Raw genomic sequence first — 11,974 nt, forward strand, 5'->3', positions numbered from 1 at the left:
CCCGCCCCCGGGCGGTGCTCCATGACCTCGGCCGCTCGCACCGCCGCCGTACCACCGCCGGGCCCCGGCCGCGCCCTCCCGCTCGTCCCTCCGCGAGGAGCCTTTCGTGCACCACGCCTCGACTGAACGCAAGACCAACTCCCGCGCGTCCGGAGCCCGGTACGCGGCGGCCGCCCTGCTGACCGTGACGGCCGCCCTGCTCGCCGGCTGCGAACGCGGCTCGTCGAGTGACCCGGAAGAGTCCGCCTCGGGCCCGAGCGGCTGTCCCGAGGTCCAGGCAGAGGCCCGGGGCGCCGTCGGCCGGGCGGAGCGGACCGAGGTCCCCTGGAACGGCCCGACCACCGGTCCCCGAGCCGTGACCGGAAGAACCATCGTGTACGTCGCCCAGACCATGACCAACCCGGGTGTCGCGGGCGCCGCCGAGGGCGTCCGGGAAGCCGCGCGGGTCATCGGGTGGAACGTCCGGGTGATCGACGGCGGCGGCACCCCCGCCGGGATCCAGGCGGCGATGAGTGAGGCCGTGACCCTCCGCCCCTCGGGCATCGTCATCGGCGGCTTCGACCCCGACGCGACCTCGCAGCAGATCGCACGTGCCGAGCAGGCGGGCATCCCCCTCGTCGGCTGGCACGCGGTCGCCGCACCCGGCCCCAGCCGGCGCCCCGCCCTCTTCACCAACGTCACCACCCAGGTCGAGGACGTGGCCAGGATCAGCGCGCAATGGATCATCTCGACCTCCGACGGCGACGCCGGAGTCGTGATCTTCACCGACGCCTCGGTCCCCTTCGCCAAGAACAAGTCCGACCTGATCAGAAAGGAACTCGCCACCTGCGCGGGCGTGGAACTCCTGTCGTACGTGAACATCCCGATCTCCGACGCGAGCAGTCGCACGCCCCGCGAGGTCTCCTCGCTCCTCTCCCGCTTCCAGGGCCGGTGGACCCACTCCGTCGCCATCAACGACCTGTACTTCGCCGACGCCGCACCCGCCTTCCGCGCGGCCGGCAAGGACGGCTCGGGCCCGCCCTTCAACATCGGTGCGGGGGACGGCGACCCCTCCGCCTTCCAGCGTGTCAACAGCGGCCAGTACCAGGCGGCCACCGTCCCCGAGCCGCTCTCCCTGCAGGGGTGGCAGATCATCGACGAGTTCAACCGCGCCTTCGCCGACCGCCCGGCCAGCGGTTATGTGGCGCCCGTCCACGTCAGTACGGCCGACAACAGCGCCGGCGCCACGAGCTGGGACCCGTCGGGCTACCGGGAGGGGTACCGGAAGATCTGGGGCAGGTGACCGCCCCGCAGGGCCTGCCCCGCATGACCTGCCCCGCAGGGCCGGTGTCGCAGGGCCCGCATCGGCTCAGGACGTCGTGCCGGTCACAGCCGCAGGACGATCAGCGCGGTGTCGTCGGTGTTGCCGGAGGGCGGAAGGAGATCGGCCAGGAGGGCGTCGGCCAGGGTCTCGGGATCGTGCCTGCGGTGGTGGGCCAGGGAGCCGGCGAGGCGCTCCAGACCCGTGTCGATGCCCTCGGTACGGCGTTCGATCAGCCCGTCCGTGTACAGGACCAGGGTGGAGTCCTCGACGAAGGGCATGCGGGCCTGGGGGCGGGCTGCGTGGACGGGCCGGGCGGCGAGCGGCGGGTCGGTGGCGCCGTTGAGGAAGGTGACGGTGCCGTCGGGGCGCACGAGGGCGGGCGGCGGGTGGCCCGCGCAGCTGTAGGTGATGGTGTGGCTGTCCCAGTCGATGAAGGTCGTCACGACGGTGGTCGACTCGGCGCCCTCGACGGAGCGGGCGTAGAGGTCCAGGGCCTCCAGGGCCTGGGCAGGGCCGTCACTGACGCGGGTGGCCCCGCTCAGGGCGCTGCGCAGCTGCCCCATGGCGCAGGCCGCCGCCAGACCGTGGCCGACGACATCGCCCACGGCCACCGCGAGGCCCTCGCCGACCAGGCCGACCAGGTCGTACCAGTCGCCGCACACGTTCAGCGCGCCGATGGCCGGCCGGTACCGTACGGCCGCGTCGTGCTGTCCGGTCGGGCCGGGCGGGGGCAGCATCGCCGCCTGCAGGGCGAGGGCGACCTCGCGCTCGTGGGCGTGCGCCGTGCGCAGCCGTTCGTTGACCTCCTGCAGTTCGCGGGCGCGGGTGTACAGCTCGGCCTCCAGCACCTGGGCCCGGCTGTCGCCCCCGGGGCCGCCCCGGGCGCGGATGAGCTCGGTGACCTCCTCCACCCGGTGGACGATCAGCGCCACCTTCCCGTCGGGGCCGAGGACGGGTGCGTTGACCGGGCTCCAGTAGTGCTCCTGCCAGAGGCCGGGGCGCTGCGGGTCCTCGATGTCGTAGCGGAGCAGCGCCATCGTGTCGCGCTCGCCGGTGGCCACCGCGCGCAGCATCGACTCCCGGGTCTCGCGCATGCCGGCCGCGGCCGGTTCGTTCGGGTTCTCGGGGAAGACGTCGAAGATGTAGCGGCCCAGGAGCTGCTCGCGGGAGCGCCCGGCCAGCCGCAGGAAGTCCTCGTTGGCGTCGGCGTACACGAGGTCGGGCGTGAGCAGCGCCACCATGCCGGGCAGCGCCCGGAAGACCTCCGCATAGTCGGTATGCGGTTCCCTCATGTCCAGCCTGCCTTGGCGCCGAGCGTCGGTGTGTCGTTCCACGATAGGGGCGAACCGGCCGCGAGACCCGGCAGATCCGCGGCATCGGGGCGGAGCTTCTCCCGACCCGTCACTCAGGACGTCCCGCGCCCCTGCGTCACCACAGCACATCGGCCGTCCTGTGGGCCCCCGGCCGGCCGCGTGCACCCGGCCGGGGCAGGGACCGAAAGAGTGAAGCCCGAGTGCGCCCGTGATCCCGGCCCGGGCCGCGCCGGGATCACGGTTCGGAGCCCGAGGCGGGTTCCCCCGGCGCCCCGGCTCCGACGCGTCAGAAGATGCCCGGACCCGGAGTCAGGATGCCGCACGGGTCGTACTGGTTCTTCCACGAGACGAACTGCGCCCACATCGAGCCGTAGTGCGCCTGCCAGTCGGCCTCCGTGAACGCGCACGCTCCGTGCGGGTAGCGGACGCCGCCGACGGCTGCCGCCTCCTGGTAGAAGCGGTAGTTGCGGTCCATCATGCGTGCCGCGAACTCAGGGTCGGGGCCGGACCGGGCGGCGTCGGTCAGCACGCTGACCAGCCAGACCCAGGGCCCGCTCGCCCCGCTGGGAAGCCGCAGCAGCGGCCGGCCGTAGCTGGAACGCAGCATCGGGAAGACCAGCCCGAAGCCGGTCGGGCCCAGGTCCTCGGGGGTCAACGACGAGAACACCGACTCGACGTACGCCTCGACGGCGTCGTCCGGCAGGAACAGGTCCGACCAGGGCTTGACCTTCGCGTCCCAGTCCAGGTTCGCCGCGAAGGAGTCGTACATGTTGGTGACCAGCGAGATGTAGTCGAGATAGGGGGAGTCCTCGAAGGCCGCCGCGCCCGCTGCGGGGCTGAGCCCGCGGAGCAGATGGGACGTGTCGGGTGCGTCACCCGGGTTGTGGAAGACGGTGGCCCACAGTGTCAGCGGCTGTGCCGTGCCCGGCTGGGGAATGCTGCCGAGCGAGTCGAACTCGCCCCGGTTCGCCAGGACGCGGATGTCCCGGAAGAACGTCGGTATGTCCGTGTACCCGATCCGGTACGTGCGGGCCAGCTGCTTGGCCGGCACCAGGTCGATGGTCGCTCGCGTGATCACACCGCACTGGCCGAGTCCGGCGAGCGCCGCCTCGAACAGGTCGCTGTTCTGTGTGTCGGAGCACCACTTCAGCCGGCCCTCGCCCGTGACCACCTGGAGGCGCCGGGCGTGATCGACCTGCGCGCCGGCCCGGTAGGCCGACATCATTCCGATGCCGCCCATGGACAGGGTCCCGCCGACCGTCGTCCCGAGGTAGCTGGTGATCGACGCCGGAGTGAGGCCCTGCTCGTACGCGGCCTCGATCACGTCCTGCCACAGCACGCCGGCGTCGACGTCGGCGCCGCCGGTGCCGATCGAGTGGATCGTCTTCAGCGACCGCATCTCGATGACCAGGCCACCGCTCACGAGCGGTTGGCCGAACATCGCGTGGTGCGCGCCGGCCGGCGCGACCTCGATGCCGTGGTCGGCACAGAAGCCGACCATTTTCCGGATGTCCTGGACGGAACCCGGCCGGAGTACCGCGCACGGTCTTTGGAACACGATGTTGCCCTGGTCGTGGGAATTCGCCGCGAGGGACGCCGCGTCGAACGTGAGAGTGCCGTCGAGAGAGGGCGCTGTGGCGAAAGTGGAGTTCTCCGCTGCCGCGGCCTCGGTCACCCACTGCCGGGATACCAAATCGAAGCCGGCCACGAGCGCTATGGTCCCGGCTCCGAACCGGGACAGGAACTGCCGCCTGTTGACGGCACCGTGCTCTTTGCGTGACATGACAGCCTCCATGGTGTTGACGCGGCGGATCGTCGGCACGCCGCTCGCGTTTGTCGTCCTGTCCGTGGAGCGAAATCAGCGGGGCGAGCCGTGCGGGCCGACGGCCGCGCTCCGGAACGAGCGCCCTGGCCCGAGCCCGGGACCGGGCCGGTCGTTCCCTCCCACAGCGATCTCCCCCCGAAGTTCCGCTTAGCGCCCATCATGGCTTCCGGGAGGCGCACCGCGCGACGGTCCGCATCGCCAACTACGGCCGGGTTCGGGGCCGGTGAACACATACACGCGTCAACGCCGTCCGCACGCGCGGCAGTCGACTGCGGCAATGCGGCTTGTGCCCGTTTCAAGGCGTTCCGGTTGGGCTCAACTGTCGTGAGGACCGCCCAGGTTGACGCCCCGTCGTCAGTGAGAGTGATGATACGATCACCGCACTTACCGAACGGACGGATGGGTGCAAAAGGAGCACTCATCGTCTTTGGTGAATTCCTCGTGGCAACCCTGGAATGGCTGACCTTCGGTATGTATGAACTGACAGGAATTCAGTAGCTGGCTATCGGCCGCCTGAAGAGGGTCTCATGACGCAATACATACAAAATCCGGCGCTCTGGGCACTTCTTGTCGTAACCCTTGTCGCCGCCGCCCTCATCGTTCGTCAGCGACGGGCGGCGCGGAAATTACGGCAGGAGATCGCAGGGCTCAGGAACCACTACGGTGAGTTGGAGAGCCAATACTCGGAGTCCGTCCGCTCTGCTCAGCAGGAAGCCGAGGGGGCGACGAGGACGGCCCTGAAGTCCGCCATGCGGACACTGCAGGGTCTCGCCGCCGAGCAGCAGCGCATCATTTCCGGGCTGCAGCGCAAGTACGGCGACTCCGTCATGCTCCAGGACCTCCTGGAGATCGACCACATGAACGCGCAGTTCGGCCGGCGCGCCCAGTCCATCGCCGTGCTGTGCGAGGGCTGGCTCGGCCGGCACCGCGACGCAGCCTCGGTCTACGACGTGGTCCGCAGCGCCCAGGGCAGGATCCGCCATTTCCAGCGGGCGCACATCCTGTCCAAGGTCGACTTCGGCCTCACCAGCCGGGCCGTCGAACCGGTGGCGCTGGCCCTCGCGGAGCTGCTCGACAACGCGACCAGCTACTCCAGCCCGGACACCGTGGTCGAGATCAACGTCCGTTCCGTGCCCAAGGGCGTCTGCATCATCGTCGACGACGCCGGTGTCGGCATGAACGAGGAGGAGAAGGCCAGGGCCGAGAAGCTCCTGACGAGCGAGCGGGCCACGGGCGTCTCCGGGCTGGGCAACCCTCCGCAGTTCGGCTTCGCGGTGATCGGTGTGCTCTGCGAGCGGTTCGGCTTCACGGTGTCGGTGGACTCCACCTCCCCCTACGGAGGGGTGCGGGCGGTCGTGCTGCTGCCCGAGGAGTTGCTCACCGACATGCCGGAGCCGAAGCAGCCGACGGTGTCGATGGACTCGGTGGCGCCGAGGGAGGAGCCGTCGGTCGTCGAGACACGTCCCTCGGTGTACGAGCCAACCCCCGAGCCCTCGCTGCCCGTCGCCACGACCGAGGACGGTCTGCCCAAGCGGCGGCGCAAGCGGCCGATGGCCCTGGTCTCGACCAGCCCGTCCGCCCCGGCCGCCCCGAAGCGCCGCAGCGAGGAGACGGCAGCGATCATGGCCGCCTTCAAGCAGGGCACGGACGCCGGCCGCGCCACACATCCGGAGGCGGGGGAGCGGCCGGGCGGTACCCGTGACGCAAGCAGCGAAGGGCACGAGGTCCAATGAACAACGATCTTTCTTGGATGCTTGACAGCGCCTTGGAGATCCCCGGAGCTATCCACGCGGTTCTGGTCTCCTCCGACGGGCTGCTGAGGGCCCGTTCGAATGGAGTGGACAAGGACGACGCGGACAAGGCCGCCGCCGCGATGAGCGGCATGCAGTCGCTCAGCCGATCGCTGGCGTTCTTCTGCTCCCGGTCGGATCTGCGCTGGCAGCAGACCCTGGTCGAGTTCGACGGCGGCTGGATCTTCCTGATCTCGGCCGGTGACGGCGCCTACCTCGCCGTGTCGGCCTCCTCCGACGTCGACATGGCGGACATCACCTTCCGGATGCAGCAGCTCGTCGGCCAGTTGGGCAAGGTCATGACCGCTCCGCCCCGGGAGAGCAGCGTGGTGGGGCCGTGAACGATTTCGACAAGCAGGAGCTCGAGGCCACCGAATTAGTGCGGTCGTACGTCATCACCGGCGGCCGCAGCCTTCCCGGCGAGAGCCAGTTCTCGCTGATCACACTGGTCACAGCGGTGACCGACCAGCAGCAGCGGCCTGCCCGCCTCTCGCCTGAGGAGCAGAACCTGCTGCGGATGTGCGTCGGCGGCTATCTCTCCGTCGCCGAGATCTCGGGACACCTCCACCTGCCGGTGGGGGTGGTGAAGATCCTGCTGGCCGCCCTCTCCGAGGCCGGCTACCTCGTCACCCGCCCGCCGGTGACGCGTGCTCCCGTCGCCAACCTGAAGATTCTCGAGGAGGTGCTCAATGGTCTCCAGTCCAAGTTTGGATGAGCGGGCGTACGTCCCGGGCGGAGAGACGCAGACCGCCGTGAAGATCCTCGTCGTCGGGCACTTCGCGGTGGGGAAGACCACGTTCATCGGGTCGATCTCCGAGATCTCGCCGCTCTCCACCGAGGAGACGATGACCCAGGCGGGCGAGGCGATCGACGATCTCAAGGGCGTCCAGGGCAAGACCACCACCACGGTCGCCATGGACTTCGGCCGACTGACCGTCAGCGACCGCGTCGTGCTGTATCTCTTCGGCACACCCGGCCAGCAGCGCTTCGTGCAGATGTGGGAGGACATGGCACGCGGCGCCCTCGGGGCGCTGGTGCTGGTCGACCCCGAGCGGCTGGCCGACTCGTTCGCCGTGATCGACCTGATCGAGCAGTACGGACTCGACTACGCGATCGCGGTCAACCATTTCGACGGCACGTCCATACGTGACGCAAGGGCACTGCGTGAAGCGCTGGATCTGCTCGACGACACCCCCATCGTCACGTGCGACGCACGGGACGAGCGGTCGTCGGCCGAAGCGCTGATCACGCTCGTCCGCTACTTGATGGACCGTGCCCGTTAGGAGCAGAGCAGACATGACCTCCGATTCCACCTTTCCCGCACCCCCGCCCGGCTGTCCGGCCCACGGCAGCGGACTGCGGGTTCCGCTGTACGGGCCCGAGTACGCGGCCGACCCCCAGGCGTACTACGCGTACATGCGGAACTACGGGCAGACCGCTCCGGTCGAGATCGCGCCAGGCGTCGACGCGACCCTCGTCACCGACCACGCGACCGCGCTGAGGCTGCTCCAGGACTCCGGCAACTTCCGCAAGGACGCGCGCCGTTGGCGGGACGTCGCCGAAGGCAAGATCGGCCCGGAAAACCCGGTGGTACCGATGCTGGGGTACCGCCCCAACGCCATGTTCACCGACGGCGCCGAGCACGCGCGGCTACGCCAGGCCATCACCGACAGCCTGGCCAAGGTCGACTCCCGCCGCATCAGCGACATGACCAAGCGGGCCTCCGACTACCTCCTGGCCCAGGTCTCGGCCCGCGGTTCCATCGACCTGATGAACGACTACGTCAAGCAGCTGCCGCTGCTCGTGTTCAACGAGCTGTTCGGCTGCCCGGCGGACATCGGCGACCGGGTCGTCTTCGGTATCTCCGGAGTCTTCGAAGGCGTCAACGCCGAGAAGGCGAACGAGGTGCTGGGTCAGGCCGTGTTCGAACTGGTCGCGCTCAAGCGCGCCCGGCCGGGCGACGACGTCACCTCGTACCTGATGCGGCACGAGGCGCGGCTGACCGACGAGGAACTGGTCCACCAGCTGATCCTGCTGCTGGGCGCGGGCGCCGAACCGCTGCGCAACCTCATCGGCAACACCCTGCACCGGCTGCTCATCCACGACCGGTACGCCGACGGCGGTCTCATCGAGGAGGCCATCGACGACACGCTGTGGGAGAACCCCCCCATGGCGAACTACGCGCCGCACTACCCCGCGACCGACCTGGAGTTCGGCGGCACGAGGATGCGGGCCGGCGATCTGGTCCTCGTCAGCATGACGGCCGCCAACACCGACCCGGCGCTCGCGATGGCCCGTCAGACGGGCGGCAGGCGGGCCCACCTGTCCTGGAGCGCCGGCCCGCACGCCTGCCCCTCCAAGGAACTCGCCCGGCTCGTCACCATGGTGGCCATCGAGAACCTGCTCAACCGGCTGCACGACATCGAACTCGCGGTGCCCGAGGACAGCCTGACCTGGCGTCCGGGCCCCTTCCACCGCGCGCTCGCCGCGCTTCCCTGCCGCTTCACCCCGCAGGTGATGCAGCGACCGAACCCGCCCCGCGCGACGGAGACATCCGCACGCGGCGACAACGCCCCGGCGGGCCGGAAGACGGAGCGAGGTGTGTGGGGCTCATTCCTGTCCTGGTTGAAGGGGTGACGCACGCAACAGCCTGTAACAGAAGGCACTGCATGAGACTTCAACCAAAGGGGTAGTAACGCGGCGGCATTCGTGGTGACCAACGAACAAAGGGAGGTGTCGTGGACCACATATCCACCGGCGCCGCTGCTCGACATACGGACATTTCCCGCCGCTCCCGGCGCACCGCCTTATCCCATGCGGAGGCCACCAGGGGCGAGACCCGCGACCAGCCGCCGCGACACGAGATACCCGCCCAGGTCGGCGGGTATCTTCCTGTGTCCTCTCGCAGCCTCGGCACCCACGGAGCAGGAACCTCGCCCCAAGCCCCGCCCCCGCACTCCGAGCAGCGGCGGGAGCACCGGTGAGCGCCATCGGGTCCGGCACCGGGAAAACCCGGAGAGACCGGACGCTCGGCGAACTCGTGACGGGTCAACTCCTGCGGCTGTGCGAGGCGTCGGGGCTCGCACGAGCCGACGCCGAGACCTACGCGCACGTACTGACCGACTCCCTCGGAGCGGTGGCCGAACGGTCCCTGGACCTGCCGCCCCCCTCCCGGAGTTTCCTGTCCGACGACTCCACGCCGGTGGAGTTCTCGCTCTCCTTCACACCCGACGCGCCACCGAGGGTGCGGGTGCTGCTGGAACCGGGATGCGGCGCCGACAGCCTTCAGGAGAACGGCCGTACCGGACTGCGCGTCGTCCGGTCGATGGCGCGGCGCTGGGGCTTCGCCACCGAACAACTCGACGCCCTGGAAGACCTCTTCCTCCCCCCCGACCCTCAGGGCCCCCTGGCCCTGTGGATCGCGCTGGAGCTGAGCCCCGGCGGTGTCCCCAAGGTCAAGGTGTATCTGAACCCGGCGGCGACCGGCGCGACGAGAGCCGCGGAGACGGTACGGGAGGCACTGGGCCGGCTGGGCCACCGGCAGGCCTTCGGCATGCTGCCGTCGGCCGACGGCTACCCGTTCTTCGCCCTCGACCTGGGCGACTGGGCGGCGCCCCGAGTGAAGATCTACGCCACGCACCACGGGCTGCCGGTGACCGGCACCGGCGGTCTGTGCCGGATGGAATCCGGCCCCGACAGCGAGTCGCTGGAGGAGTTCCTGCGCACGGCGGGCGGATTCGGCGACGGAACGGGGCAACCGTCGGCCCCGGAGGCCCGGTTCGACCGGCGCCCCGTCCTCACCTGCCACTCCTTCACCCGGACGACCGGCGGCCCCACCGGCTTCACCCTCCATGTCCCGGTCAGGGACTACGCCCGGGACGACGGGGAGGCACTCCGGTGGGCCGGGGCCGTCCTCGGCCGCCACGGGCTGGACACCGGCGCACTCGAACGGCCACTGGCCGCCGTCACCCCACGGCCGCTGCGGGACGGCGCCGGACTCATCGCGTACGTGGCGCTGGCCCACGAGCAGGATCAGCCGCCCCGGGTGACCACGTACATCTCGTCGGAGGCCTACGAGGTCCGGTCGCCGAACACCCCGTCGCCGAACACCCCGTCGGCGGACCACCCCACGCCGTCCTCCGGACGGTTCGAGTTCGGCCGCCGACACAGCAACGACGAAGCAATCCGCAGTACTTCAGGAGCAAGGATCAGCATGGAGCCCTACCGCATCAAGGTCGTCGAGCCCATCGCGCTCACCACTCGTCAACAGCGCGAGGCGGCGCTGGAGCGGGTGCACTACAACCTCTTCGACCTGCGCGCCGAGGAGGTGACGATCGACCTGCTCAGCGACTCGGGCACCGGCGCCATCTCGGCCGCGCAGCTCGCCGCAGGCATGGAGGGCGACGAGTCCTATGCGGGCTCACGCTCCTTCTACCGCTTCCACGAGACCGTGACCGAGCTGACCGGCTACCGGCACATCCTGCCGGCCCACCAGGGGCGTGCCGCCGAACGCATCCTGTTCAACACGCTCCTCGAACCCGGCGGCATCGTCCTGGCCAACACCCACTTCGACACCACACGGGCGAACGTGGAACTCTCCGGATGTCAGGCGCATGACATTCCGTGTGCGGAGGCCCGGGACCTCGACAGCGAGCGGCCCTTCAAGGGCAACATCGACCTGGACGCTCTCCGGACCGCACTCGAGGGGCCGGACGGCTCCCGCGTCCGCGTGGTGATCATGACGATCACCAACAACGGCGGCGGCGGACAGCCCGTCTCCATGGAGAACCTGAAGCAGACCGCCGAGATCTGCCGCCGGCACGGCGTCCCGATGATCCTGGACGCCGCCCGGTTCGCCGAGAACGCCTGGTTGGTGACCCGCCACGAGGAGGCCTACCGCGACCGCACCCCGCGTCAGGTCGCCGAAGAGGCGTTCCGTCTCGCCGACGGCTGCGTCATGAGTGCCAAGAAGGACGGCATCGTCCACATCGGCGGCTTCATCGGGCTCAACGACCCCGAACTCGCCGAGAGGTGCGAACGGCTCCTCATCGCCACCGAGGGCTTCGCCACCTACGGCGGTCTCGCGGGCCGCGACCTGGACATGATGGCCACCGGTCTGCTGGAGGTGACCGAGCCCGCCTACCTCGCGGAGCGGGCCGACGTCGCCTCCCACCTCGCCGACCGCGTCCGCTCGGCGGGCGTCGACATCCTCGAACCCCCGGGGCTGCACGCCCTCTACCTCAACGCGGGCCGCCTGCTGCCGCACATACCGCCCCACCACTACCCGGGCCACGCCCTCGCCTGCCGCCTCTACCTCGAAGGCGGCATCCGCTCGGCCGAACTCGGTTCCCTCTACCTCGGCGAGGAGGACGAGGACGGCAACCCCGTCAAGAGCGCGCCGTACGAACTGGTCAGGCTCGCGCTCCCACGCCGGGTCTACACCCGCAGTCACTACGACCACGTCGGCAGGACCCTGGAAGGGATCGCCAAGGAAGCGGAATCCGTCCACGGCTACCGGATCGTGGAACAGTCCCCGATCCTGCGGCACTTCCGGGCCAAGCTGCAGCCCGTGACCGGCTGAAGCAGTCCCACAGGAGTCTCGGACGTCCCGCACGGGTGACGGACCTGCCGGACACCCCCGACAGAACACGTCGACGCGCCGAAGTGAGCGCTCGACGGTGCTGCCCGGTGGCGTCGGCCCGTCGGCCGCCACCACCGGCGGCCACGCGTGCGGGCCCGGGAC

The 11,974-nt window shown here is 70.0% G+C and carries 9 protein-coding genes; 7 read left to right on the forward strand and 2 right to left on the reverse strand.

Annotated features, from left to right (window positions below):
* Positions 1-106: 106 nt before the first annotated feature.
* Entirely contained in the window at positions 107-1,282 is a 1,176-nt protein-coding gene (locus AWZ10_RS26170) for a substrate-binding domain-containing protein (RefSeq protein ID WP_046707124.1), read from the forward strand.
* A gap of 83 nt (positions 1,283-1,365) precedes the next feature.
* Here AWZ10_RS26170 and AWZ10_RS26175 read toward each other — a convergent pair whose 3' ends face one another.
* Both AWZ10_RS26175 and AWZ10_RS26180 read right to left on the reverse strand, forming a co-directional pair.
* Entirely contained in the window at positions 1,366-2,595 is a 1,230-nt protein-coding gene (locus tag AWZ10_RS26175; RefSeq protein ID WP_046707125.1) for a PP2C family protein-serine/threonine phosphatase, read from the reverse strand.
* A gap of 307 nt (positions 2,596-2,902) precedes the next feature.
* Entirely contained in the window at positions 2,903-4,399 is a 1,497-nt protein-coding gene (locus tag AWZ10_RS26180; protein ID WP_046707132.1) for an FAD-binding protein, read from the reverse strand.
* Positions 4,400-4,968: 569 nt separating this feature from the next.
* Here AWZ10_RS26180 and AWZ10_RS26185 point away from each other — a divergent pair.
* The 6 genes from AWZ10_RS26185 to AWZ10_RS55500 all read left to right on the forward strand — a co-directional run bounded on the left by AWZ10_RS26185 (position 4,969) and on the right by AWZ10_RS55500 (position 11,812).
* A complete protein-coding gene (locus tag AWZ10_RS26185; RefSeq protein ID WP_060892144.1) occupies positions 4,969-6,174 on the forward strand; it encodes a sensor histidine kinase in 1,206 nt (401 codons plus the stop codon).
* Positions 6,171-6,572: a roadblock/LC7 domain-containing protein gene (locus AWZ10_RS26190; RefSeq protein ID WP_046707127.1), complete on the forward strand. Its 402-nt coding sequence runs from the start codon at positions 6,171-6,173 to the stop codon at positions 6,570-6,572. The genes AWZ10_RS26185 and AWZ10_RS26190 overlap by 4 nt, the downstream gene beginning before the upstream one ends.
* Positions 6,569-6,946: a DUF742 domain-containing protein gene (locus tag AWZ10_RS26195; RefSeq protein WP_046707128.1), complete on the forward strand. Its 378-nt coding sequence runs from the start codon at positions 6,569-6,571 to the stop codon at positions 6,944-6,946. Before AWZ10_RS26190 ends, AWZ10_RS26195 begins: the two co-directional genes overlap by 4 nt.
* Positions 6,921-7,514, forward strand: a complete 594-nt coding sequence (locus AWZ10_RS26200; protein WP_013005331.1) for a GTP-binding protein — start codon at positions 6,921-6,923, stop codon at positions 7,512-7,514. The genes AWZ10_RS26195 and AWZ10_RS26200 overlap by 26 nt, the downstream gene beginning before the upstream one ends.
* A gap of 13 nt (positions 7,515-7,527) precedes the next feature.
* Complete coding sequence (locus AWZ10_RS26205) at positions 7,528-8,868, forward strand: cytochrome P450 (RefSeq protein WP_046707129.1); 1,341 nt, start codon at positions 7,528-7,530, stop codon at positions 8,866-8,868.
* A 343-nt stretch (positions 8,869-9,211) separates the two neighbouring features.
* Entirely contained in the window at positions 9,212-11,812 is a 2,601-nt protein-coding gene (locus AWZ10_RS55500) for a tryptophanase (RefSeq protein ID WP_060892145.1), read from the forward strand.
* Positions 11,813-11,974 lie beyond the last annotated feature (162 nt).

Origin of the sequence: Streptomyces europaeiscabiei (genome assembly GCF_001550375.1) — a bacterium.
In the GTDB taxonomy this organism is placed as follows: domain Bacteria; phylum Actinomycetota; class Actinomycetes; order Streptomycetales; family Streptomycetaceae; genus Streptomyces; species Streptomyces europaeiscabiei.